The sequence below is a fragment of the Thalassotalea crassostreae genome, assembly GCF_001831495.1.
GTDB lineage: Bacteria > Pseudomonadota > Gammaproteobacteria > Enterobacterales > Alteromonadaceae > Thalassotalea_A > Thalassotalea_A crassostreae.
The window spans coordinates 3,060,011-3,084,713 of the sequence record NZ_CP017689.1 but is presented as its reverse complement, the minus strand read 5'-3'; the positions used below and the strand labels follow the sequence as shown (position 1 = coordinate 3,084,713).

Annotated in this window: 21 protein-coding genes; 12 read left to right on the top strand and 9 right to left on the bottom strand. The window is 38.2% G+C overall.

The genetic code is table 11. The features are described from left to right. Nucleotides 1-19 precede the first annotated feature (19 nt). Entirely contained in the window at nucleotides 20-895 is an 876-nt protein-coding gene (locus LT090_RS13275) for an ABC transporter ATP-binding protein (protein ID WP_068545986.1), read from the top strand. A gap of 9 nt (nucleotides 896-904) precedes the next feature. Further along, nucleotides 905-1,912 (top strand): ABC transporter permease, encoded by a 1,008-nt coding sequence (locus LT090_RS13270; protein WP_068545987.1) that lies wholly within the window; start codon nucleotides 905-907, stop codon nucleotides 1,910-1,912. 63 nt (nucleotides 1,913-1,975) lie between these two features. Here the strand turns inward: LT090_RS13270 and LT090_RS13265 are convergent, their stop codons facing one another. Continuing rightward, complete coding sequence (locus tag LT090_RS13265) at nucleotides 1,976-2,512, bottom strand: NADPH-dependent FMN reductase (RefSeq protein ID WP_068545988.1); 537 nt, start codon at nucleotides 2,510-2,512, stop codon at nucleotides 1,976-1,978. 160 nt (nucleotides 2,513-2,672) lie between these two features. Between LT090_RS13265 and LT090_RS13260 the strand changes: the two genes are divergently transcribed. Next, complete coding sequence (locus LT090_RS13260; RefSeq protein ID WP_068545989.1) at nucleotides 2,673-3,578, top strand: LysR family transcriptional regulator; 906 nt, start codon at nucleotides 2,673-2,675, stop codon at nucleotides 3,576-3,578. A gap of 8 nt (nucleotides 3,579-3,586) precedes the next feature. Here LT090_RS13260 and LT090_RS13255 read toward each other — a convergent pair whose 3' ends face one another. The 4 genes from LT090_RS13255 to tal all read right to left on the bottom strand — a co-directional run bounded on the left by LT090_RS13255 (nucleotide 3,587) and on the right by tal (nucleotide 7,339). Then, nucleotides 3,587-4,666, bottom strand: coding sequence for a ketoacyl-ACP synthase III (locus LT090_RS13255; protein WP_068545990.1), 1,080 nt, complete (start codon nucleotides 4,664-4,666; stop codon nucleotides 3,587-3,589). Between the two features lie 131 nt (nucleotides 4,667-4,797). After that, complete coding sequence (trhA, locus tag LT090_RS13250) at nucleotides 4,798-5,451, bottom strand: PAQR family membrane homeostasis protein TrhA (RefSeq protein ID WP_068546010.1); 654 nt, start codon at nucleotides 5,449-5,451, stop codon at nucleotides 4,798-4,800. 589 nt (nucleotides 5,452-6,040) lie between these two features. Then, nucleotides 6,041-6,208, bottom strand: coding sequence for a DUF3545 family protein (locus tag LT090_RS16850; RefSeq protein WP_082897277.1), 168 nt, complete (start codon nucleotides 6,206-6,208; stop codon nucleotides 6,041-6,043). A gap of 177 nt (nucleotides 6,209-6,385) precedes the next feature. After that, a complete protein-coding gene (tal, locus tag LT090_RS13240) occupies nucleotides 6,386-7,339 on the bottom strand; it encodes a transaldolase (protein WP_068547814.1) in 954 nt (317 codons plus the stop codon). A gap of 216 nt (nucleotides 7,340-7,555) precedes the next feature. On the opposite strand from tal, the gene yaaA reads away from it, so the two are divergent. The 3 genes from yaaA to LT090_RS13225 all read left to right on the top strand — a co-directional run bounded on the left by yaaA (nucleotide 7,556) and on the right by LT090_RS13225 (nucleotide 10,775). Next, nucleotides 7,556-8,329 (top strand): peroxide stress protein YaaA, encoded by a 774-nt coding sequence (gene yaaA / locus LT090_RS13235; RefSeq protein WP_068547815.1) that lies wholly within the window; start codon nucleotides 7,556-7,558, stop codon nucleotides 8,327-8,329. A gap of 116 nt (nucleotides 8,330-8,445) precedes the next feature. After that, nucleotides 8,446-8,961, top strand: coding sequence for a TIGR03546 family protein (locus tag LT090_RS13230; RefSeq protein ID WP_068547816.1), 516 nt, complete (start codon nucleotides 8,446-8,448; stop codon nucleotides 8,959-8,961). A gap of 2 nt (nucleotides 8,962-8,963) precedes the next feature. Next, complete coding sequence (locus LT090_RS13225) at nucleotides 8,964-10,775, top strand: TIGR03545 family protein (RefSeq protein ID WP_068547817.1); 1,812 nt, start codon at nucleotides 8,964-8,966, stop codon at nucleotides 10,773-10,775. Between the two features lie 190 nt (nucleotides 10,776-10,965). Here the strand turns inward: LT090_RS13225 and LT090_RS13220 are convergent, their stop codons facing one another. From LT090_RS13220 to fldB, 4 genes are all read right to left on the bottom strand, one after another. Further along, nucleotides 10,966-12,039: a DUF1254 domain-containing protein gene (locus LT090_RS13220; RefSeq protein WP_068547818.1), complete on the bottom strand. Its 1,074-nt coding sequence runs from the start codon at nucleotides 12,037-12,039 to the stop codon at nucleotides 10,966-10,968. Between the two features lie 299 nt (nucleotides 12,040-12,338). Then, nucleotides 12,339-13,367: a S1C family serine protease gene (locus LT090_RS13215; RefSeq protein WP_068547819.1), complete on the bottom strand. Its 1,029-nt coding sequence runs from the start codon at nucleotides 13,365-13,367 to the stop codon at nucleotides 12,339-12,341. A 216-nt stretch (nucleotides 13,368-13,583) separates the two neighbouring features. Next, nucleotides 13,584-14,852 (bottom strand): ATP-dependent RNA helicase SrmB, encoded by a 1,269-nt coding sequence (srmB, locus tag LT090_RS13210; protein WP_068547820.1) that lies wholly within the window; start codon nucleotides 14,850-14,852, stop codon nucleotides 13,584-13,586. A gap of 140 nt (nucleotides 14,853-14,992) precedes the next feature. Beyond that, a complete protein-coding gene (fldB, locus tag LT090_RS13205; RefSeq protein ID WP_068547821.1) occupies nucleotides 14,993-15,517 on the bottom strand; it encodes a flavodoxin FldB in 525 nt (174 codons plus the stop codon). A gap of 255 nt (nucleotides 15,518-15,772) precedes the next feature. Between fldB and dsbC the strand changes: the two genes are divergently transcribed. The 6 genes from dsbC to LT090_RS13175 all read left to right on the top strand — a co-directional run bounded on the left by dsbC (nucleotide 15,773) and on the right by LT090_RS13175 (nucleotide 24,626). After that, nucleotides 15,773-16,564, top strand: coding sequence for a bifunctional protein-disulfide isomerase/oxidoreductase DsbC (gene dsbC, locus LT090_RS13200; RefSeq protein ID WP_068547822.1), 792 nt, complete (start codon nucleotides 15,773-15,775; stop codon nucleotides 16,562-16,564). 202 nt (nucleotides 16,565-16,766) lie between these two features. Further along, entirely contained in the window at nucleotides 16,767-18,491 is a 1,725-nt protein-coding gene (gene recJ / locus LT090_RS13195; protein ID WP_068547823.1) for a single-stranded-DNA-specific exonuclease RecJ, read from the top strand. Nucleotides 18,492-18,617: 126 nt separating this feature from the next. Then, a complete protein-coding gene (gene prfB, locus LT090_RS13190) occupies nucleotides 18,618-19,715 on the top strand; it encodes a peptide chain release factor 2 (RefSeq protein WP_068547824.1) in 1,098 nt (365 codons plus the stop codon). A 49-nt stretch (nucleotides 19,716-19,764) separates the two neighbouring features. After that, nucleotides 19,765-21,303 carry a lysine--tRNA ligase gene (lysS, locus tag LT090_RS13185; protein ID WP_068547825.1) on the top strand — a complete coding sequence of 513 codons (1,539 nt, stop codon included), beginning with the start codon at nucleotides 19,765-19,767 and terminating at the stop codon, nucleotides 21,301-21,303. A 212-nt stretch (nucleotides 21,304-21,515) separates the two neighbouring features. Beyond that, a complete protein-coding gene (gene dapA / locus LT090_RS13180) occupies nucleotides 21,516-22,424 on the top strand; it encodes a 4-hydroxy-tetrahydrodipicolinate synthase (protein WP_082897278.1) in 909 nt (302 codons plus the stop codon). A 417-nt stretch (nucleotides 22,425-22,841) separates the two neighbouring features. After that, on the top strand, nucleotides 22,842-24,626 hold the full coding sequence (locus LT090_RS13175) for an LVIVD repeat-containing protein (protein WP_198360709.1): 1,785 nt from the start codon (nucleotides 22,842-22,844) through the stop codon (nucleotides 24,624-24,626). Nucleotides 24,627-24,703: the final 77 nt, after the last annotated feature.

The following is a 24,703-nucleotide window of genomic DNA, read 5'->3' as shown; positions in this document are numbered from 1 at the left end:
ATTAGGGCAAAAATCATTAATGCAAATATTACAAGTCGAAGACCTTTGTAAACATTATAAGGATGTAAAAGCCGTTGATGGCGTTAGCTTTACTGTAAATAAAGGTCAATGTTTTGGACTGCTTGGTCCCAATGGCGCAGGAAAAACTACCACCATTGAGATAATGGAAGGAATTATCAAACAGACTTCTGGCGCGGTTAATTATGAAACCGAAAGTGGCGCCGATATCAGCCAAAAAATTGGCATACAGTTTCAAAATACTGCGCTGCAAGATTATTTAACCGTTACTGAAACTCTGCAATTGTTTGCCAGTTTTTATCAACAATCAGTCGCTATCGATACATTGATTGAACTTTGTGATCTTGGCGAGTTTACCGACCGAGATAACCGTTTGTTATCAGGTGGACAAAGACAGCGTCTATTGCTGGCGTTGGCACTGATAAATGATCCTGAAATTATTTTTCTTGATGAGCCGACCACTGGTTTAGATCCACAATCCCGTCGTCATTTTTGGCAGCTTATTGAGAATATTAAAGCTCAAGGTAAAACCATTATTTTAACGACCCATTATATGGATGAGGCTGAGCAGCTTTGCGACCAAATAGTTATTATGGATAAGGGCAAAGTGATAGAGCAGGGAACACCTAAGCAATTGCTATCAAAGCACTTTAGCCAGGTTTTCATCTATCTTCCGATAGCTAATATTCCTCAAGAATTAGTGATAGAGCAGGACTGGAACACGAGTCAGGAGCATGTAGAAATTAAAACTGATAATGTCGAAATGACAATGAAACAGCTTATAGATTTATCGCTGCCACTCACCGGTTTACATATAAAGTCGGCTAATTTGGATGATTTATTTTTGAAGTTAACCGGCCATAGTTTAAGAGGGTAACGATAATATATGTTTAGTTTGTCGCGTTTCTATGCAGTTGCCAAAGCTCGAAATATTGAATTTTTTAGGGACAAATCATCACTGGCTTGGAATATCCTTTTTCCAGTTTTGCTATTGGTTATTTTTTCCTTTGTCTTTTCTGGTGATGGTCGTGCCGTATATAAAATCGGTGTACTTGATCTTGAAAATTCGAAACACTCTTTTTTGCAAACTAAATATATCGACCACGTCAATTATGTCGACATTGATAAGGCACTAATAAAACTCAACCTTCATGAAATTGATTTAATTATTGATGATCAAAAACAGCATTATTGGGTTAATGAACTATCACCGAAAAGTTACATGGTAGAGCAAGTATTTTTAAGTCAAAGTGATGGTTATAAAAGACAGCAAACTTCCGGTAAATCGATTCGTTATATCGACTGGGTAATGCCAGGCATATTTGCCATGAATATGATGTTTAGTTGTTTGTTTGGTGTTGGTTATGTCATTGTTCGTTATCGTAAAAATTCAGTGTTAAAGCGACTAAAAGCAACACCTTTATCGGCGCTAGAGTTTGTCAGTGCACAACTGTTATCTCGTCTGTTTATTGTTTTATTTATGATCACCGTTGTTTACGTTGGTTGTAATATGTTTTTCGATTTCTTAATGCTTGGCAGTTATGTTGACTTAATTCTAGTAACAATTATCGGTGCGATGAGTTTGATAAGTTTAGGCTTGCTTATTGCAACGCGGAGTAAGTCGGAAGAACTCGTAGGCGGCTTATTAAATATGGCAACTTGGCCAATGATGCTGTTATCGGGGATTTGGTTTTCGTTAGAAGGCGCACCAGAAATGGTCAAACTTGTTGCAGAAATATTCCCGTTAACTCATTTGGTAACTGCGGCGAGAAGTATTATTACCGAAGGGGCAACGCTTGCTGATATCAGTTATCATTTGACCGTGTTGGTTTCGATGACTGTCGTATTTTTATTGATCAGTGCGAAATTATTTAGCTGGGATAGCGAGCGCTGATCCCTGCTTTATAATGATGTACTTTTATCAATAATCTTAGACTAACTAAAAAACAGCTAGGAACTAGCGAAGCAACGCTACCGCTTGCTCGATTTTGTCGTTGATATCGGCATCGTTTATTGTCGATGATCCCATATCAAAATTATCATAAAAGCTTGGTACTGAGATGCTTGCTTTAACGTCTGCCGCAAAAAATGGCGCTGATCCTGTCGCCGCCGCCAATACGCTTGAAGCGCCACCAGGTCCTGGTGATGTTGCTAGCATAATCATTGGTTTGTTCTGAAATACTTTCATATCAATGCGAGACGTCCAATCAAATAAGTTTTTGTAGGCCGCAGTATATGAACCATTATGTTCAGCAAAAGACACAACAATCGCATCTGCCTCGCCAAGCTTATTGTAAAATGCTTGCGCTAATTCTGGCTTACCGAGTTCTGCTTCACGGTCTTCACTAAATAATGGCAGTTCATAATCGTTGATATCAACAATTTCAACACTGGCATTTTCAACGCCGTTAGCGGCGATATTAGCAACATGTGTTGCTAGCGTTTTATTGATTGATTTACGAGAGCTTGATGCTGCAAATGCGATAATTTTCATGTTCATATCCTTTTTCATTAAACAATAGTTCCCTATTTGGAGGCACTAATTGTATAGGTATTCGTTCTAAAGACGCTAAGTCATTGTTGATTAATTGGGATTAGTATATATTTATTCCAATTGAATTATAATAGTTAAATTAAAATAGGACTTTTTCCAAATGGGTGGTAATTCACAGTTGTTAGATGGCATGGTTGTATTCGTCACTGTTGCGGAAACGCTGAGTTTTACTAAAGCCGCTCAAGTTCTCTCTCATTCACCTTCCTATATAAGTAAAGAGATGAATCAACTTGAACAGCGAATGGCGGTTCAATTGTTACATCGCACCACAAGATCTATAAGTTTAACCGAAGAAGGCCATCAATATTATTTGCGCTGTCGACAGATAGTCGATGATGCGAATCTTGCCCAAGCGTCGTTGAGCAGAGCTCAACACAAGCCTTCAGGTTTGCTTCGAATTAATGCACCTGAGATTATTGCCGAAAGTCACTTAAACGATTTAATAGGCGAATTTCTTAATCAATATGAAGATATCAATGTCGTTATCGATCTAAGTGATGAATTGGTAAATATTGTTGAAGAGTCTTACGATTTAGCCATTCGAATTGGTAAATTAAAGGATTCAAATTTAATCGCCAAAAAGTTAATGGATACAAGGCTAGTGACGGTTGCGTCGCCAAGTTACCTAAAACGTTATGGCAAACCAATAAAGCACAGCGAGTTGAATAACCACAAATGTATCAGTTACCGTTACCAGCCTAACCCTAAGGTTTGGAGTTACACAATTGCAAATGGTAAAGAGGTGTCGATACCAGTAACACCTAGAGTGGTTTGTAATAATGCGAGTTTACAATTATCGATAAGTAAAATGGATGCAGGGATTGTTAGAATGCCATTATTTTACTGTCAGCAAGCCATTGATAATGGTGAGCTTGAATTGATCTTTGATGATTATCCAAGCGCTGAAATAGGAGTATATGCGGTATACCCCCACAAACAGTTTTTAGCGACTAAAGTTAAGGTGTTTATCGACTTTATGGCTAATGCGTTAGCAGCAGATTACTAAGCAGATTACTAAGCAGGTTTTTGGGTACAATGCTTAATTGCCGTTGCGAGCAATTCTAGCGCTGTTTTTTCTGACGTTTGTTCTTGTTGAACATAGTCATTTACTGGGGTTACTCTGTTTCCCCATTTAATAAAGCCCGCACCCCATGTTAAACCCGCACCAAAAGCGGCGCTGATGATGTTATCACCGGGTTTTACTCTACCGCTCTCAAGAGCTTCACAAATGGCAATCGGTACGGTAGCTGCAGATGTATTACCGTAATTTTGAATATTAACCATAACTTGCTCGTCCTTTAACTTCAATTTTTGAGCGATGGTTTCGATAATACGTACATTAGCCTGATGTGGTATCAATAGATCGATATCTTCGACATTTAATTTAGCTTCTGACATTACTGTCTCAGTTGCTCCGCCCATACCACGCACAGCACGTTTGAATATTTCAGGACCAATAAAGTCTAGAGTTAATGGCCCTGGAGGGTTTTCATATCGATCCATATCGGTACCAAAATTCGATACACTTAAAATATCACGAGCTTTAGAATCACAGCCAAGTTTCGCATTTAATAAACCACATTCGATGTCGCTTGCCTCGACAATTACAGCCCCTGCGCCATCACCAAATAATACAGCAGAACTTCGCTCACTCCAGTTAACAAACCAGCTCATGCGTTCAGCAGCGACAACAAGTACCTTCTTCGCCATTCCTGAACGAATTTGAGCTGTTGCGTTTTGCAATGCATACAAAAAACCGGTACATGCGGAACTTAAATCGAAACAAGCAGCTTGGTTAGTACCCAGTAATTCTTGAACTTTCGATGCGGTATTTGGCACTAGCGTATCAGGGCAGCACGTTGCAACAATAATTAAATCTAAATCATCTGCTGTAAGACCCGCGCGAGCTAATGCTTGCTTGCTAGCAAGCGTAGCCATCTGTGCAGTATTGATATGTGATATACGACGCTGTCTGATACCTGAGCGTGATGAAATCCATTCATCAGAGGTATCCATGAATGTAGTTAATTCGTCATTGGTTAATACAGCTGGTGGAATATATTTTCCCCAACCCGTAATGTCTGCATAGATCATATTATTCGAGCTCTACTTATGTATTTGTTATTTTTTATATTCTATTACTATCTTCTACTTTAGTTTAGTAGCGTTGTAAATTGTAGAAATTTATTGATTGCACAAAAATAAACCTAAAAATTAGTTAGGTATCAGTCAATCACGTAAAGGTAAATGGCAAGGAAATGACATATGCTACCAGCCAATACAAAGACATGCCAAATAGCATGATTGAATGGAATTTTTTTAATCGCGTAAAAAACAGCACCTAAAGTATAAGCAGCGCCACCAGAAGCCAATAAAATTAGACCACCGGTTGAAACATTAGCAATCATTTGTGGAGCGGCGATTACGATCAGCCAGCCCATTGCTAAATAGGTAATAAGTGACACTTTTTTAAATTTATTGGTATGAAATAATTTAAAATAGATACCAACGATAGCCATTGTCCATACTACGGATAAGATTGAATAACCCCAAGCCCCTTTGATACTAATTAACATGAATGGTGTATAAGTACCGGCGATCAATAAGTATATGGCGCAATGATCAAGTAGTTTAAATACTTTCTTAAGAGGGGCATGGGTAAAGCTGTGGTAAAGCGTTGAAGCTAAGAATAACGCGATCATGCTAGTGCCATAGATAATAGCGCTAGTCATTTCAAAGGCATCATTTGCAACCACAACCATCAATGTCAGTGCCACTACACTTAGTAGCGCACCAATTCCGTGGGTAACGGAATTAACAACTTCTTCGGCTACTGAGTAACCTTGAGAAATTTTGTTCTTAATCGATTCTGTGCTCATAATGCTGCCGGTAAATTTATTTTGTTGAAACGCCAACTAGTATGACCAGTTGTAGAGCTAATTACAAATATAAAATGTATGTTTTTTGTACTGATGAGTGTTTTGTTATTAAACAACAGCATACTGCAGGAGGTTCCACATCTCGCTACGCTCGTGTGGAATGACGTGCATGGATGTATGAGATAAAAAAATGTCTGGAATATTTTTTCTTTGCGAAGCAGTCCGAAGGACCGAATACATGGATGTATGAAATAAAAAAATGTCTGGAATATTTTTTCTTTGCGAAGCAGTCCGAAGGACCGAATACATGGATGTATGAAATAAAAAAATGTCTGGAATATTTTTTCTTTGCGAAGCAGTCCGAAGGACCGAATAGATGAATGTATGAAATAAAAAAATGTCTGGAACATTTTTTCTTTGCGAAGCAGTCCGAAGCAGTCCGAAGGACCGAATAGATGAATGTATGAAATAAAAAAATGTCTGGAACATTTTTTCTTTGCGAAGCAGTCCGAAGGACCGAATACATGGATGTATGAGATAAAAAAGCCGCTAATAAAAGCGGCTTTTGCGTTGTGAATGTTATTAGCGTTTAAACATCTTCTAAGAGATGTTCAAAAGAGCCATCAAAAAACTCAATTTCTTTTTCTAATGCAAGCTTTTCTTTGAGTTGTTCGATTTCTCGCCATTTTCTTTTTTGTTTTGTTTTGGCTTTCGACTTACCTTCAATTAATTCAACTAAGCTATCAATTGGATCCATAGTAAAACTCCTTCTATTTACAACGTCATCTTTTTAATATCATAGTGATTTCAGAAAATAAACAATTTATTTACAAAAACACAATAAAAAAGTCGCGTTCGGCGACTTTTTGTTCAACTGTTATCTTTTGTTGTAAAATTATGCTGATTTGGTAGCAATAAAAAACAAACTTAGCTGCTAAAATAAACTTACAAGTAAGTCTTCAAGTTTTATTTGATCAGCGGTAAATCCTCTAATACCTTCTGCAAGCTTTTCAGTTGCCATAGCATCTTCGTTCATTTGCCATCTAAATTCACTCTCAGTGAGTGGAGCAGGGCGTTCTTGACTCGATACTTTAGGTGTAAGCTTTTGCTCAACCGGCTCATTGCTGCTTTCTAATTCAGCTAATAGTTGCGGGCTAATAGTTAAGCGATCACAACCGGCTAGTTCTAAAATTTCACCGACGTTACGGAAACTTGCACCCATTACAACGGTTTTATAATCAAAGCTCTTGTAGTAGTTGTATATCTTAGTTACAGAAAGAACCCCTGGATCTTCATTAGCAAGGTAACTATCTTTGCCTGTGGACTTTTTGTACCAATCTAAAATACGACCAACAAATGGTGAAATTAAAAATACGTTAGCTTCAGCACATGCTTGCGCTTGCGCAAAACCAAATAGTAAAGTTAAGTTACAGTTAATGCCTTGCTTTTCTAATTCTTCTGCTGCTCTAATACCTTCCCAAGTAGACGCCATTTTTATTAGAATTTGATCTTTATTGATCCCGTGTTGTTGGTATAAATCTATTAGTTTTTGTGCTTTTTCAATGGTAGCTTTGCTGTCAAAAGAAAGTCTTGAATCTACTTCTGTAGAAATTCGTCCAGGTACTACCTTTAATATCTCAACACCAATAAGCACAGAAAACATATCTGATGCGTCGATAACTTGTTGGTTTTTGTCATTTGATTGTTGCTTTGCCCAAGTTACAGACTTAGCTAATAATGATTGGTAACTATCTAGTTGTGCAGCTTTTAACAATAACGATGGATTCGTTGTTGCGTCATAGGGCTTATATTTTGCTATTGCATCTACATCGCCGGTATCAGCAACAACAGTTGTCATGGATTTTAATTGGGATAATTGGTCAGTCATAGGCGCCTCAGAACACGTATATCGAATAAAGTATTATTAATTTAGTGTTATAAGTAACAAAACTGTGAAAATTAGCAATAGCTTAATCGGTAAAATGGCAAATAATTGATAAAAAATCATCTAGATCCTTAAATTTCCCATTAGAGCCATTGTTTAAGCCACTTTTTTAGGTAGTATAGGTTCATTATTTTAAAACAATTATTTTAGTTTATTATTATGCTTATAGTCGTATCTCCTGCAAAAAATTTAGATTATGAATCAACGCCAGTCACTGACAAATTTACTCAACCTGAGTTACTTGAACATAGTGCTGAGTTGATAAAACGTTGTGTAAAACTCACCCCTGCTGGCATTTCATCGTTAATGGGCGTTAGTGATAAAATAGCGGGCTTAAATGCAGCACGTTTTGCCGAGTGGAAAATACCATTTAACAATGAAAACGCTCGACAAGCGGTGTTGGCATTTAATGGCGATGTATACACTGGTTTAGATGCTAGTTCTTTTACTGATAAAGACTTTGATTACGCTCAACAACATTTACGTATTTTGTCAGGTCTTTATGGACTATTAAAACCATTAGATCTGATGCAAGCTTATCGTTTAGAAATGGGGACTAAACTTGAAAATGATAAAGGCACTAATCTCTATCAATTCTGGGGTAGCATTATTACTGATAAAGTAAATACAGCGCTTGCAGAGCAAGGTGATGATATCTTAATCAACTTAGCATCGAACGAGTATTTTAAATCAGTTAAGAAGAAAGAACTCAAGGCTACGGTAATTACACCGGCATTCAAAGATTGGAAAAACGATCAATATAAGATGATCAGCTTCTTTGCTAAAAAGGCTCGCGGTCTAATGGCGCGTTTTATTATTGAAAATCAAATTAATGACATTGAACAATTAAAGTCCTTTGATGTTGATGGCTATAGTTATAATGAAGCATTATCAACGGATGCTGTTCCAGTATTTACTCGCAAGCAACTGTAACATCAAAGATAATTAATCTTGGCCAATTAATGCCGATTAAAGTTCTACAGCAGAAAATTTTGGTATATGCTTAATAGATAATGTTAATTTATTGTTAAGTATGTACCGGAGTTATTTTGTTAACCCTTCTTGCCAAATTATTTAAAGCGTTAAATTCGGAAAGTTCACCACGACAAATTGCCTTTGCCATTGCGTTAGGCATGATTGTAGGATTAACACCAACTTTTAGTCTGCATAATTTATTGGTGTTGTTTATCGCATTTATTCTGCGAATAAACTTAAGCGCATTCTTCTTGGGTTTCGCTGTATTTTCCCTGTTATCAATACCGTTTGCATCTACTTTTGCTGGCATTGGCGAGCAATTACTAACAAACGAAAGCTTACAAGCTTTGTGGCAATCTCTCTATCAATCGAGTTTACTTAAATTAGCTCATTTCCATAATACCCTTACTTTAGGCGCTTTAATTGTGTCGCTTGTGCTGCTTATTCCTGTCACCATATTGGGACAAGTCTTAGTCGTACGATACCGACATCACGTTAAAACCTTTATTGAAAAATTTAAAATTGTGCAGCTTATAAAAGGTTCTAAGTTTTACAAAATATATCAAAGCTTAACGGGGACGGGAGTATAACCATGAAAAAATATTTCCGTTGGCAAGGTATTGCTGGTTTCTTGATAACGACAGCATTGGTTTTAGCTTTACTTATGTTGTTATTACCAAGTTTAATTAAAATTGGCATCGAGCAAAGTGGGCGATGGTATATGGGGGCAGAGGTTAATGTTGATAATGTCGATGTTGGATACTCACCATTTGCAATTACGGTTGAAGGGTTTCAAGCAACTGACAATGCCAAGCCAAGCCACAATGTCATCCAATTTGATCGTGCAACAGCAGGTGTTGATATATGGCAATACTTATTTGGTAAAGTGTTAATTGACGAACTTGCCATCTCTGGTGTGAAACTCGACAGAGAAAGACAAAGTCTAGGTGAGGTTTATCGCGACGAAAATACCTCGTTATCTGAAGCAACTGGCGAGTCAATTAGCAAGCAATTGCCGGCGATTGAAAATAGCTTACCTGATGTTGAAGATATCCTAAATGATAGTGATTTACTCAGCGTTAAGGCATCCAAGCAACTTGAGCAAAGTTATAAAGCTGAAAAAGCGAAATTAAAAAAATTAAAGAGTGAAATACCGTCGAAGCAAACCCTAAAAAATTATGAAGCAGAGATTAAAAAGTTAACTAAAACCAAGATTAAAAGTTTGGGAGATATCAGTGCATTAGAAAAAAAATTATCTGCTCTAAATAAAAAATTTAAGCAAGATAAAGCGATTGTTAAACAGGCTAAGACACAACTGAAAAATAGTAAAAACATTCTCTCTAAAGCGGTAAAAGATACTAAGGAAGCACCAACTAAAGATTGGAATAACCTCAAAACTAAATACCAGTTAGACAAGGTAGATAATGCCGATTTTGCCCATATCTTATTTGGTGAAAAGGCAAGGGGCTATTATCAAAGTGCGGAAAAGCTGTACTTAAAAGTGAAGCCTTTAATAGAAAGTAGTAAAGCCGATAAAGAACAGAAAAGTAAATTGGTTGCGGAAGCAAAAGCACATGGTAGATTCATTCATTTTAAAGATGAAAACCCTTTGCCTCCTTGGTTAGTCAAGCAAGCTAATTTTGATATTGAGTTGGAAGCGGGAACATTTGCATTTCAGTTAAGTGAAGTTACGGCCGAACATTGGCATAGAAACAAGCCTACTATTGTTAAGGTCGGCAGCGATAACCTGCTTAAAGGTGGCAGTGGCAAGTTAACCTCTGAAATATTCAATAACAATGAGCAACTTTCTACAAAAGGAAAATGGCAGTTCAGTGGTTTACCTGTGAGTAATGCCAAAATAAGAAATAAGCCAAATTTAACTTTGAATCTAGATTCAGCAGCGATAACGGGCGTTGGACAATTTTCGACGTTAGATCAAGAACTGATCAGTGTCAGCGAATTTAGCGTTGAAGAAACTAAGTTTGTTGGTAGCTCGGATTCGAGTGTCGGTCGCTCTTTAGTTGATGTAATGGCGTCAATAGATAGTTTTTCATTAGCAGCTAATATTGATGGTGAGGTGACATCGCCTAATATGTCTATTTCATCTGATTTAGACAACTTGATTAATAAAGCAATTGCTCAACAATTAAAGAAAAAGCTAAATCAGTTCCAATCTAGATTACAGAAAGGCTTGAATGATAAAGTTGCTAAAGCGTTGAAAATTTCAAACAATGACGCCGCAGAAATTGCTGATGTGGAAGCGTTATTAGAAAACACTGATCAAGCCATAAATAAGTTACTAAGCTCTGACGTTGTGAAAAAGAAAAAGAAAGAATTTGAAGATAAAAAGAAAAAAGAGCTTGAAGATAAGTTGAAGAAAAAATTGGGTAAGTTAATCGGGTGATCTAGTTAGCTCTCCCCTGAGTGAATATCGATTTACTAAACGAGTGTTGGAGCTATTAGGGGAACGCTCGTAACTAGTGTTACGTGCCTATCTAGTCACAAGGGGTTATGTCTCAAGTTCAATAAAACAAAGCTCACAACCAATAATTTGGTTGTGAGCTTTTATACTCGATATCTCGATCAGAGAGTAACTATTTAATACCTTTAATGATGATATCAAACTTACTATCAATTACTTTTTGCGTAGCGCCGTAGTGACGTGTTGTGATAGTAAAGTCTTTACCATACGCTGAGGTATCAATATTATTAATTGCATCGTCACCACAGTTAAAAGATATCGTCACACTATTGTCAGGATTTACTTCCCAAGAGTACGAATTAATTGCTACTGCGCCTTCAATTAAATATTTTTCTGAGTCATATGCTGTTACAGATGTGAAGAACTTATTTTGTGGGTCTTCAAACGTTGTTGTTTTACATGTACTACCATCGATGAATGGTGAATTCACATATTTATTACCTTCAAGAGCTACAGGTGAAGCACCGCCCCAACCGGCAGCATTTTCTAAGTTCCATTGTTGTAGATCTGTAATTTCAGCAGGAGTTCTCGGGAACGTATATGTGAAAACACCATCACGCTCTACTATTTGGTCAACAACCCTTTTGCGCTTGTCAACTTCAGCATCTACTTGGGTGAAATCGTAGTTTGGTAGCTCGTAATTAGTTGCGAAGTTAAATTTAGATGTATCCACTTTCTTTAACTGTGTTAATGCATTTTTAATACCTTCTTCAGGGTTCGAACCAATTTCCACACCTGAGCGGTAAATTAAAAATGCTGTTTTTGTATCTGTTACCGATAAAGTATGTACACCGTCTTCAACAATTAGATATTCACCATGACCATTTTCAGTCACAACTTGAACTGAGAAATAGTTATTTGTTTCAGGGATGTCGAAAGTAACTTTGCCATCAACTGCTTTAATAATCGCTACACCGTATAAAGTGTCATCATTCATTTGAACGGTTGGCGCTTTATCGCCACGAGGCGGTAACGTCGGTAACATAGCAAATTGCTGATTAGCTTTACCACCAGCAATCCAGTTACGGTACATACGCGATGTTTCAGCGTGAGAAAAGTTTTCTTTTGTTACTGAAATAGTCGTTGGCTCAGCTGACGCTTCTTCACTGGTATTAAGTTTAGTGGTTGAGCAAGCAGTTACTGTAAAAGCCAAAACAATTGATAAAGCAAGTATTGATTTTTTCATGGTAGATCCTTTAATCGTAAAGATTAGTAAAATTAAAATTTATTTATATAAGCAGAGAAAAAGCTCTTTGCTAAAACTTGAAATAATAATAGCAACCACTCGTCATGAAAGCTAATGACTTAAAATCCTGTTAAATATGAATTTGGTTCATGGTTGTAAGTATGGAAATAGCGTTAATAGGCCGGTTAATCCTATCAATTAATGCTCAATGACTTAGGCGTTATTCTGAATGCTCAAACTAAAAAGCACCAAGCTAGTCGAATAGTTTGGTGCTTTTATTTGTCAGGATTAGGTGTTTGTTAGTCTACGTTCCAAACCAACTCTTTAAGCTTTCCATCACGTAAAAACTTGAATTTAACTTTATCGCCTTTTTTGTAATCACTAAATTTACGGTGAATTTCAAGGGCTTCTTTTACAGTTTTTAATTTAATACCGTCGACTTCTATTACGATATCTCCACCAAGTAGCACTGGTGTGCGACCCACAGTGACATTTAAATAACCACCTCTAAAACCAAGCTTATGGGCAAGAGTTGCTGGTACCACATGCTGAATCAACATACCGTAACCATATTGGTTGTTTATCGCCTTTGCTTGAACTTCGTTCAACAAGTGTGGGATAAAACCGATAAAAGCACTTGGCTCTGACTCCATTATATCTACGATTGTATCAACAGAAACAACGAAGCCTAAACCGTTGCTACCGCCTGATTTTGATAAGATGTGACTTACAATACCGATAATTTCGCCGTCTAAATTAAATAAAGGGCCGCCTGAGTTACCTTGGTTAATCGATGCATCAGTTTGCAAGAAACGTGGCGTAATATCCGTACCAGGGATTTGACCTCTATCACGTACGCCACTTAAGTAACCTACGGATAAACTGTGACTCACACCATAAGGCGCACCAATAGCGATAACTTGTTCACCAATTGTGTAGCTACCAGGTTTTGCTAACGTTAAAGGTTCAATTTTTTCAGGTACATTACGGGCTCGAATTAGTGCAAGGTCGATTAAATTATCTACCCAAACAACATGACCAGAAGTCTTGCTACCGTCAGTAAAAATGACTTCTATTTGAGTTGCTCGATTAACAACATGAGCAGCTGTTAGTATGTCGCCATTTTTATTAATGATTGCCCCTGAACCAAGTGAACCTTCTTGCGTTGTTTTATAAGTAACTTGGCCTGGTTTAGGTGCTGCAATGGCTTTAACATGAAGCTCAACAACTCCGTCATTTACTTTCTTAAAAAGTTGTTTTACTGAGCTATTTGCGCTTGTCGAAAAGCTCGCAATAATAAAGGCGCAAAGGATAATTTTTCTGATCATAGGGGTTCCAAAAAAGGTAACAATTAGTTGCAGTGTACTGATCTAAGAGAAAAAAGAAATCAATACTTTAAAAAGCGTGTAATGTTTTTGGAAGATTTTTGTAAAGTAGTTGCTCGAGGCAAGTTTAAATAATTCGGATAGACAATAAAAAAGCCCCAACTAACATATAGTTGAGGCTTAGCTGAGGCAGATTCATAGATTGCGCTTAGCTAGCATCTAAGAATTTGATTTCTTTTTCGCTTTCTTGGCTTTCTTAGCCTTTTTCGCCGCTTTTGCTTTTCTGCTTAAGCCAGCGTTTTTCTTAATCGCTTTGGTTTTGTTTTTCTTCACAGGTACACGCGCTTCTTTATGTTGCGGACGAAGCTCTTCGATTACTCGACGACGTAAACGCTCATCAATATAACGCTCAATCTTGCCAAGCGATAACATATCATGTGCTTCAACTAATGATACTGCTGTACCTTTTTTACCCGCACGGCCCGTGCGTCCGATGCGGTGTACATATACATCCGCTTTGCGTGGCATATCAAAGTTAATTACGTGAGTAATATCATCGATATCCAAACCACGTGCAGCAACATCGGTTGCTACCAAAATATTAACGCTGCCATTTTTAACTCGTTCAACGGCGCTGTTTCGTTTGTCTTGTGGCATCTCACCTTCAAGCCAAGCGTTCGATAATTCTTCCGATTGTAAAACCCCAGCGAGCATTTGCACAGTTTCGCGTTTATTGGCGAATACTACCGCACGTTTTACATCATCTTGTTTAAGAATGTTGACTAACAATTTTAGTTTATGCGCTTTGTCATCGGCTAAATGGATCCACTGATGAGTTTTTGCTTTTTCTTTACGTGAAGGATCTGATTCTAGGAATACCGGTTCATTTAATACGTCTTTAGAAAAACGAATAATACCGGCTCCGGCCAAGGTTGCTGAAAACAACATTGTTTGTTTACGCCATCTAGCTTCACCAGCAATTCTGCCAATCGTATCGTCAAAGCCCATGTCTAGCATGCGATCAGCTTCATCAAAAACTAATATTTCAATCTCACGAGCATCAAACTGTTCATTTTCAATGTAGTCTAACAAACGACCTGGCGTAGCAATCAGCATATCAGTAGTTTGCGTCAAAATTTCTTTGTGAGAGCCGTAATTAACACCACCAGTGATTAAACCAATTTTGATATCAGTCAGTTGAGTTAATAACTGTGCTTGTTCAAATATTTGCGATGCTAACTCTCTAGTAGGAGCAAGAATTAATACGCGAGGAAAGCCTGGTTGAGTTCTCGGATAATCCAATAAATGTTGTGCACAAGGCAAAATAAAAGCCGCTGTTTTACCGGTACCGGTTGGCGCAGAAGCTAATACATCTTTACCGGCCATCGCTTCAGGCAACACTAGTTGCTGAATAGATGTGGGCTTTTTGAAACCGGCTTTTGCACAGCCGCCTACAAGTTCATCATCAAGATCAAACTGATTAAACATGAATAGATTTTACCTTAGGAGTTTTTTTGTTAGTACGCCAAAGTGGATTATTTTCGCCGCTTTGTTGAATGTCTTGCGTAATTATATCGTATATTTTTCAAACAAGTTGAATTATTACGCTTTTTTACAGTTAATTGAATTTACTCGCTGAGTAACTCGGTTATTTCTTCTAGGATTTGTTCACACCATTGTTCGACACGAGTATCTGTTAGGTCATATTGAGTTTCGTCATCGAGAGATAGACCGACAAAGAAATCGCCATCTTCGGTTAATGCTTTTGATTCTTCAAATTCATAACCCTGATTTGGCCAATAACCTATTACGTTAGCGCCTTGAGGAATGATCTCATCGTGCAACATACCTAGAGCATCTTGGAACCATTGGCCATAACCTTGTTGATCACCTAAACCATATAAAGCAATTATTTTACCGCTTAGATCGAGTTGGTTAATATCATCCCATTTTGACTCCCAATCTTCTTGCAACTCACCAAAGTCCCAAGTGGAAATGCCAAAAATCAGAATGTCATATTGTTCACAATCAGCTAATGGCACATCTTTAATATTAAAAATGTCGATCAACTCTTCCCCTAATGCTGCCTGAATTTTTTCAGCCGCCATTTCGGTGTAACAAGTTGTAGAGCCGTAAAACAAGCCTATTTTCATTTTTAATCTGTCCAACAGTTAATTCAATCGCTAAATATCGGCGCGATTTTATCAGAAAATTATCAGTACGCTAAGAGGAATATCACCGAACATGCTTTAATTAAGTTAATAAAAGGTTAATAGTTGTCAAATTGAGGGAATTAATTGATGTTAACCGGGGTTTATCTTGCTTTTTTAACAATAAATGAGTAATTTTACCGCCCCTTGACCGGTCACTATATATTGAGTGACCGCATGAGTTTCAGGAACTGAATTATGATTAAAAAATTAATGAGTACAGCTGTTGTTGCAATGTTATTGATTGCCACCACCGCTTGTAACGAAGAAAAAAGTACAAAAGCTAATACAAACCAAGTGGCAAGTGATACTGCTCCTGGTGAGTATAATGATGCTGATATTAGAAACGCATTCGCTAAATTAGGCTTAGACGTTGAAACTATAACGCCATCAAAAATGGCCAATGTCTATGAAGTATTTACCGCTCAAGGCATGTTTTATAGCAGTGCCGATGGTACGTATGTTATCCAAGGTAAAATCTATGAAATTCAAGCCAACGGCGTAAGCAGCTTGACCGAAGACTCGCTTGCGAAAGTTCGCGTTCAAGGTATGAATGAGTTTAACGACTCTATGATTGTTTTCCCTGCTGACGATGAAAAATATCAGATGACTGTGTTTACTGATTTAACTTGTGGATACTGTCGTAAGCTTCATGATGATATGGAAGCGTTCAACAACATGGGTATTACCGTTCGTTATTTAGCATTCCCACGTGGCGGTGTTGCAAGTAAAGGGTATGAAGATATTCGCAGTGTATGGTGCAGTGCAGATCAGCAATCAGCAATGACGGCAGCGAAAGGTGGTGCTCAACTTGAACAGAAGATTTGTTCACAACCGGTTGCTGAACAATATAATTTTGGTCGTAAAATTGGTGTCTCTGGCACACCAGCAATTATGCTTGATGACGGTATGATGCTACCTGGTTATAAAACACCAGCACAAATGCAGCAAATCTTTCAAAACATCGAAGCGAGAAAAAAAACGAGTTAGTCACTTATTAGCTGGTTAAATCAGGCCGACTATAACGAAAAAAACGGATTTAAATAATCCGTTTTTTTATATCTTACTTTTGTCTAAAACGTTGTGCTGCACGCTATCTCAATCCCTGCTTCATTAGTTATTTCAATTGCTATCTTGCTGCGGTAGTATTTAACCCATCAATGCCACTTTCTAAAGCGCTACAGCCAAAAATATGCATAAACAAATAGCTCGACGAGAAGTCGCAAACATTTCTCAATTATCCGATCAGCTTCACCCTATATTAAGCGCTATTTATTCTGCGCGCGGAATTACCGGTGCAGAGCAATTACTGCAATCTGCCGATAAAATGCATAAACCTCAACAATTAAAAGGGTTAGACGAAGCATGCCAATTGCTGTTTTCGGCAATTAAAGATAATAAACGCATTATAGTCGTCGGTGATTTTGATGCTGATGGCGCAACATCGACGGCGTTAATGATGGACGGTTTAAAGCTTTTAGGCTCGACCAATCATGATTTTTTGGTGCCGAATCGATTTGAATTTGGTTACGGCTTAACACCACAAATTAGCGAAATGGCGGTGACACAAAAAGCTGCTGAAGTACTTGTGACTGTTGATAATGGCATTAGTTGTATTGCTGGCGTCGATAAAGCTAAGGAATTGGGCTGTACCGTTATTGTCACAGACCACCATTTGCCAGGGCAGTCTACCCCGAATGCAGATGCCATTGTAAACCCTAATCAACATGGCTGTACTTTCCCAAGTAAAGCCTTAGCAGGTGTAGGTGTTGCCTTTTATGTGATGGTTGCTCTGAGACAAGAAATGCGGGCAAATAATTGGTTTGAACAACGACAAATAGCTGAACCAAACCTTGCACAATTGCTCGATATCGTCGCCTTAGGTACAGTCGCTGATGTGGTCAGTTTGGACCAGAATAATCGCATATTGGTGGCTCAAGGATTAAAACGAATTCGCGCTGGCGCTACGCGCCCTGGTATTCAGGCACTAATTGAAATATCAGGTAAAAACCAGAAAAAACTTACCGCCAGTGACTTTGGTTTCGGTTTGGGACCGAGAATAAATGCCGCCGGGCGACTAGATGATATGAGTTTAGGTATAAAGTGTTTATTGGCTGATGATTTGTATCAAGCACGAATGATCGCCGCTGAACTCGATGATTTAAACAAGACTCGCCGGGAAATAGAGCAAGGCATGCAATCTGAAGCGGAAAATGTGTTGAAACAATTAAATGTCAATCAAGACAATTTACCGCCGGCGTTTGCATTGTATCATCAAGATTGGCATCAAGGTGTAATTGGTATTGTTGCTGGTCGTTTAAAAGAAAAATTTCACCGACCAACAATAGTTTTTGCTGCTGGTGATAATGGTGAAATAAAAGGGTCGGCCCGTTCAATACCTGGTCTCCATATTCGAGACTTATTGGAAAATATTGATTCCCAGCACCCAGGCCTTATTTTAAAGTTTGGTGGTCATGCAATGGCGGCAGGATTAAGCATCCAACACACTGATTTTGAACGTTTTCAACAATTATTTTCTGAGATGGCCGAGCAATGGTTAACTGCTGATATGCTCGAAAATGTTGTCCTTTCTGATGGTGAGTTAACCAACTCAGAGTTCAATCTCGATTTTACTCAATTACTAAAGGACTCAGGCCCTTGGGGGCAAAATTTCCCAGAGCCAGTGTTTGATAATCACTTTCAATTAATCCAACAACGCATCGTTGGAGAAAAGCATTTGAAAATGGTGGTTCAACATGGTGATTTAGCGATTGACGCTATTGCATTTAATGTTGATTTATCGAAATGGCCGAATCCAAATTGCCAACATGTGCATCTTGCTTACAAACTTGATATTAACGAGTTTCGTGGTCGCCAATCACTGCAATTATTGGTTGATTATATTCAAGCGGATTAGTTTTCAACAAAATTAACACAATTTCACCGTTTATTTTGTCTTCTTTGCCGGTTAAATCTATATTCTATTGTGCATTTAAGTTACAATGCGCGACTATTTTTATTTATAGAATTTTTGTATTTTTTGATGTTTGAAGTCAATCCATTAATAAACCAAATTAAAGATATCCGAGAACGTACCGATATATTGCGTACTTACTTAGATTATGAGTTAAAAGTTGAACGTCTTGTTGAAGTAAGTCGTGAACTTGAAGATCCGGAAGTTTGGAACGAACCAGATAAAGCGCAAGCCTTAGGTAAAGAGCGTTCGGCGTTAGAGTTGGTAGTGAAAACTATCGATGATATGGACAGTGGTTGTGAAGACGTTGATGGCTTAATTGAACTAGCCGTTGAAGAAGAAGACGAAGATACTTTAGTTGATGCTCAAGCAGAAATTGATGGTTTAGAAGCACAATTGGCTAAACTTGAGTTTCGCCGCATGTTTAGTGGCCCTCAAGATGAAAACAACTGTTATCTTGATATTCAATCAGGCTCTGGTGGTACCGAAGCACAAGATTGGGCACAAATGATCCAACGTATGTTTTTGCGTTGGGGTGATAGCCACGGCTTTAAAACTGAAATACTTGAAGAAACCGACGGTGATGTTGCCGGTATTAAAGGTTGTACCATTAAATTCACTGGTGAATATGCATACGGTTGGTTAAAAACAGAAACCGGTGTTCATCGATTGGTGCGTAAATCACCATTTGATTCCAGTGGTAAACGCCATACATCGTTTGCGTCTGCGTTTATCTACCCAGAAATTGACGATAATATAGAAATAGATATTAATCCTGCTGATTTGCGGACAGATACTTTTAGAGCATCGGGTGCCGGTGGTCAGCACGTTAACAAAACAGATTCAGCAATTCGTATTACCCACATCCCAACCGGGGCCGTAGTACAGTGTCAAAGTGATCGCTCGCAACATAAGAACCGTGCAGCAGCAATGAAATTGCTTAAAGCCAAATTGTTTGAATTAGAAATGCAAAAGCAAAATGAAGATAAGCAAGCCCTTGAAGATGGCAAATCAGATATTGGTTGGGGCAGCCAAATTCGTTCATACGTGCTAGATGATAGCCGTATAAAAGATTTAAGAACTGGTGTTGAGTCGCGTAATACGCAGCAAGTACTCGATGGCGGTTTAGATATGTTTATTGAAGCAAGCCTTAAATCAGGCTTGTAACAAAGAATCGTAAAAATTAGCAATATTAAAGTAATACTGAGAAATTAAAATGACAGAACAAGCTAAAGACGAAAACAAGTTAATCGCAGAACGTCGCGGTAAGCTCGAAAATATTCGTGAAAATTGCCCTGCAAATGGTCACCCGAACGATTTCGACCGTGAACATTATGCTGCAGATATTCAAGCTGAGCACGGTGAAAAAACCAAAGAAGAGCTAGAAGAGTTACAAGTAACTTATGCTGTTGCTGGTCGAGTTATGGCTAAGCGTGGTCCGTTCTTAGTATTACAAGATATGTCTGGTCGTATCCAAGCATATGCCGAAAAAGCAGTACAAAAAGACATTAAAGCTCGCTGGGGCATGTTAGATATCGGCGACATCATTGGTGTTAAAGGTATTTTACATAAGTCAGGTAAAGGCGATTTATATGTGAATATGGAAGAGTATTCACTATTAACTAAATCATTACGCCCATTACCAGAAAAATTCCACGGTTTATCTGATCAAGAAACTAAATATCGTCAACGTTATGTTGATTTGATCATTAACCAAGATACTCGTGATACGTTCCAAGTTCGTTCACAAATTGTTAGTGGAATTCGTAACTTCTTAGCACAGCGCAACTTCATGGAAGTTGAAACGCCAATGCTACAAGTTATTCCAGGTGGCGCAACAGCTAAGCCATTTGAAACGTTCCATAATGCATTAGATATCGATATGTTCTTACGTATTGCTCCTGAGCTTTATTTAAAGCGTTTAGTGGTTGGTGGTTTCGAACGTGTTTTCGAAATTAACCGTAACTTCCGTAACGAAGGTTTGTCGACTCGTCATAACCCAGAGTTTACTATGATTGAGTTCTACCAAGCTTACGCGACGTACGAAGACTTAATGAACCTTACTGAAGAAATGCTCCGTACTCTTGCACAAGACGTTATGGGCACAACTGTTATTCGTAATACCGTTAAAAATAGCGATGGTGAAGTGACTGAAGAGAAATTCTACGATTTCGGTCAGCCGTTTGAGCGTTTATCAATGATGGATGCTGTTATTAAACACGCACCACATCTAGATGCTGACGTGATTAAAGATCCTGAAGGTCGTTTTGACGAACTGAAAGCAATTGCAAAACAAGTTGGCGTTAAAGAGCCTGAAGGCACAAACGTTTGGGGGCCTGGTAAGTACCTTTGTGAAATCTTTGAAGAAGTAGCTGAGCACATGCTTGACCAACCAACATTCATCACAGAGTACCCATGGGAAGTATCTCCATTAGCGCGTCGTAACGATGAAAATTCATTCATTACTGACCGTTTCGAGTTCTTCGTTGGTGGTCGTGAGTTAGCCAATGGTTTCTCTGAGCTTAATGATGCAGAAGACCAAGCAGCTCGTTTTAAAAAGCAAGTTGAAGAGAAAGATGCTGGCGATGATGAAGCAATGCATTTTGATGAAGATTACATTACTGCACTAGAATATGGTTTACCGCCAACAGCTGGTGAAGGTATTGGTATCGATCGTTTAGTTATGTTGTTTACTGACTCACCAACAATTAAAGACGTTATTTTGTTTCCTCATATGCGTCCGTTGGCAGAATAAACTCACTTTGAGTGTTTGTTAAAAAGATAATAAAACCACCTTTTAAGGTGGTTTTTTGTTTTTACGGAACAAGCATAATTAAAAAGCATAAAATATTTACAATTATTAGCATCTTGTGGTCAAAGCGGTATTTAACCTAAGCGCAGTTGTTGTTAATATTGAGCCTATTAAAATATGTTACTAACCCCGCATTGATGCGATTTGAGAAGAATATGAAACGATTAAAGTCAGCTAGCTTAATTACTGCCATTAAAACACCATACAATCAGGACGGTGATATTGATTTAGCGACCTACGACACACTTGTGGAGCAACAAATTTCCGCGGGTGTAGATGGTATTATTGTTGGTGGAACAACAGGTGAAGGGCATTTACTTAACTGGGAAGAGCACTTAATGCTTATCGCCCACAGTGTTCATAAATATTCTGACAAACTGATTATTGTTGGTAATACTGGCAGTAACAATACTCGAGAAGCCGTTAATGCAACGCAGAAAGGCTTTGCATCAGGTATGGATGCCGCTTTACAAATCAACCCTTACTACGGCCGTACATCAACGGCTGGTGTTATCGACCATTTCAATCGTGCTTTAGATGTCGGACCGGCCTTTATTTATAACGTGCCTGGCAGAACAGGGCAGGATTTAACGCCTGATATTATCGAAGCAATTGCGTCACACCAAAACTTTATCGGTGTAAAAGAATGTGCCGGTAATGAGCGTATCGATTACTATGAAAAACAAGGCATTGCTTGTTGGTCTGGTAACGATGATGAATGTTTTGACGGTCGCCACAAATTTAACTCGCACGGCGTTATCTCGGTAACGTCTAATATTATCCCAGGCTTAATGCGTAAGTTAATGGATGACAATAATCCCGAGCTTAATCAAGAGCTGCAAGGCTTAATGGGTTGGTTATTCTGTGAGCCAAATCCTATCGCAATTAACACCGCTTTAATGATGACTAATGCCGTAGAAAAGATTTTCCGCGTTCCTTATCGTGCACTGACATTAGAGCAGCGCCAACAAGGCTTTGATTTATTATCAAAACTAAATCAACAAGATATTATTGGTAATAAATTAGAATTGTTAAGCGACAACGACTTTATATATAAGGTCTAGCTGACAACGCTATAATTGAATTTTTGAATAACTCCTTAAAAGCCATCTACTTCTAGATGGTTTTTTTGTACTTGTGTTCCATCCTGAAATAAGTTGATCTTGTAGGCCGATCAATTTGTACATTTTAAAAAACATCAGTTATTGTAATTTTTAAGACAACACTATTACTAACCGATTGAAGCTCTTGATATAAAAACTGTTCTCCTAGATTCCATAGGTAAACAATGAAAATAGTGAGATTAAAAATATCTTATCGTTTATTTAAAATTAAACTTAATTACGCCTTGGATATATAAAATTAATTATAACTGTAGTGTTTATTGTTATTATCTTGTTATATTTAGGTTGCTTAGTATAGAACCAAGTTTTATTAATATGTCTTTAAATAAGTGTCTGCTTATTTAATTGTGAGGATTTATGAACAAAAAAATCAAACTATGGCAAGGCTCTTTTAAACCTGTCTTACTTACTACAGTTATCGCCATCGCATGTTCAAGTGTAGGTTGCGCTGAAAAAGAAACGCAACATCACCAGCAAGAGAACAGCATTCAAGATAAATGGGTACAGCGTGCGGATAGCTTAAGTATTGATAAAACGCCTGCCGATCCAATTAAAGGTAGTTATGGTTTAGATCCTAAAACAGGTATTTTTACTCACCCTGTAGCGACTCGAGACAGCCATAGTAATGTGACATTTGAGGGTGAACTTGATTATTGGGATACCGAACAATACATTAAAAATATGACGGTAGAAGCGTATTACCCAATTACAGTTGAACCGTTTCATACCTGGCAAAATATTGTTGATTTTGATGGTCGTCGTTATTTATACCAATATGTTCGCCGAGATTTAAAAATATTCGATATTACTAACCCAAAAGATGCCAAGTTACTGTTAACTCGAGGCCATACTTGGGGCGCAAATGGCGCTGATGAGGTTGATCAAAATCCTTATGATGAAGGTGACATGTTTGGCGCTGCGTCTATTCAATATAATGAAACCTTAGGCAAATATGTCATGGTTCAAGCATTTGAGGTTCGTCGCTTCGGTTTGCTTAAAAATAAACGTACCCAGCCTGATAAGGTGGAAGCGATTCGCAATTCAAAACACTTAAAGGGCTTTAAGGTTTATGAAATGAACGGTCCTTTACCTAAAGATTGGAAGCTTCTGGCGGAGCGCACAACTGACGTTGAGCATCCTGATGCACCAATCGGTACGCAGCAAGGATCTGGGGTACGGGATCTACCCGCATACTTTGGTGGCGACACTATGTATGTTGCCGCAGCGCCTGATGCGAGTTACTCATTAACTGAATATCCTAATGATCTATACTCGGCAGGTTATCAGTCTTGGGATATGTCAGATCCAAGTAATCCTATATTTCTCGATCAATTAACTGTGCCAGGTCAAATCGCTTTTGATGAAGAGCACGAAGCAGCCTATAAAGAAAATCCACGTGCCGGTAATCGTACATCATGGATGGGGGCACGTATGTCGTTATTTATTCCTACGCCAGTTGAAGAAGGTGGAAAATACGGCTACGCAGCGATGGGCGGTTTAGGGTTTTATGTCGTTGATATTACCGACAGCAAAGATTTAAAGGTGGTAAGTCACTTAAACTTTGCTCCAAGCGTTGCTGGAACTGAAGGCGATTTTATTGATGTTTCGCAAGTAGAGAAAACAGGCATCGTTTACTTTAGTGGTTATCCGTTAAATGAAGATTGTTGGGAACCATACAAAGATGTTCACATGATTGACGTAAGCAATCCTGAAAAGCCGTTTAAAGTCGGCGTTTTACCACGACCAAAACCACCTGCAGAGGCTAAGTTCCAAGATTATTGCCAACGCCGAGGTAGCTTTGGCCCTAAACGCACAGGTTATTACACACAACCTGGTACACCTAAAGATAATATTTTACCATACGCATTTTATAATGCAGGTCTACAAGTGTTTGACGTAAGTGACATTAAAAATCCTGAGATTACAGCGTATTTTGTGCCACCGTTTAATTCTGAAAGAGTGGTTGAATATGCCCGCGGCAATCTATCGCATGGCGTTTATATTGAATACGACCGTAATTTATTCTGGTTATTTACGAATCATGGAATTTACGTATTGTCTAGCCCTGTGCTTGGTGAACCTAGCTTTACGGCGCCAACGGTACCGTGGCCAAAACGAAATATTAAATCTAGTAAGCCATAAGGTTAATATAGGCATTATTTATAGTTACCTATCATCAGAAAAGGCCCGGTTTACACCGGGCTTTTTGATCGCCGTTT

Excerpts from the sequence above, each read along its gene's own strand:
- tal (WP_068547814.1), bottom strand. The coding sequence starts at position 7,339 with ATGACTGACCAATTATCCCAATTAAAATCCATGACAACTGTTGTTGCT.
- LT090_RS13260 (WP_068545989.1), top strand. The coding sequence starts at position 2,673 with ATGGGTGGTAATTCACAGTTGTTAGATGGCATGGTTGTATTCGTCACT.
- LT090_RS13265 (WP_068545988.1), bottom strand. The coding sequence starts at position 2,512 with ATGAAAATTATCGCATTTGCAGCATCAAGCTCTCGTAAATCAATCAAT.
- LT090_RS13225 (WP_068547817.1), top strand. The coding sequence starts at position 8,964 with ATGAAAAAATATTTCCGTTGGCAAGGTATTGCTGGTTTCTTGATAACG.
- recJ (WP_068547823.1), top strand. The coding sequence starts at position 16,767 with ATGCATAAACAAATAGCTCGACGAGAAGTCGCAAACATTTCTCAATTA.
- LT090_RS13220 (WP_068547818.1), bottom strand. The coding sequence starts at position 12,039 with ATGAAAAAATCAATACTTGCTTTATCAATTGTTTTGGCTTTTACAGTA.
- fldB (WP_068547821.1), bottom strand. The coding sequence starts at position 15,517 with ATGAAAATAGGCTTGTTTTACGGCTCTACAACTTGTTACACCGAAATG.
- lysS (WP_068547825.1), top strand. The coding sequence starts at position 19,765 with ATGACAGAACAAGCTAAAGACGAAAACAAGTTAATCGCAGAACGTCGC.
- LT090_RS13270 (WP_068545987.1), top strand. The coding sequence starts at position 905 with ATGTTTAGTTTGTCGCGTTTCTATGCAGTTGCCAAAGCTCGAAATATT.
- LT090_RS13255 (WP_068545990.1), bottom strand. The coding sequence starts at position 4,666 with ATGATCTATGCAGACATTACGGGTTGGGGAAAATATATTCCACCAGCT.
- LT090_RS13215 (WP_068547819.1), bottom strand. The coding sequence starts at position 13,367 with ATGATCAGAAAAATTATCCTTTGCGCCTTTATTATTGCGAGCTTTTCG.
- LT090_RS13275 (WP_068545986.1), top strand. The coding sequence starts at position 20 with ATGCAAATATTACAAGTCGAAGACCTTTGTAAACATTATAAGGATGTA.
- yaaA (WP_068547815.1), top strand. The coding sequence starts at position 7,556 with ATGCTTATAGTCGTATCTCCTGCAAAAAATTTAGATTATGAATCAACG.
- dapA (WP_082897278.1), top strand. The coding sequence starts at position 21,516 with ATGAAACGATTAAAGTCAGCTAGCTTAATTACTGCCATTAAAACACCA.
- LT090_RS16850 (WP_082897277.1), bottom strand. The coding sequence starts at position 6,208 with ATGGATCCAATTGATAGCTTAGTTGAATTAATTGAAGGTAAGTCGAAA.
- LT090_RS13175 (WP_198360709.1), top strand. The coding sequence starts at position 22,842 with ATGAACAAAAAAATCAAACTATGGCAAGGCTCTTTTAAACCTGTCTTA.
- prfB (WP_068547824.1), top strand. The coding sequence starts at position 18,618 with ATGTTTGAAGTCAATCCATTAATAAACCAAATTAAAGATATCCGAGAA.
- dsbC (WP_068547822.1), top strand. The coding sequence starts at position 15,773 with ATGATTAAAAAATTAATGAGTACAGCTGTTGTTGCAATGTTATTGATT.
- trhA (WP_068546010.1), bottom strand. The coding sequence starts at position 5,451 with ATGAGCACAGAATCGATTAAGAACAAAATTTCTCAAGGTTACTCAGTA.
- srmB (WP_068547820.1), bottom strand. The coding sequence starts at position 14,852 with ATGTTTAATCAGTTTGATCTTGATGATGAACTTGTAGGCGGCTGTGCA.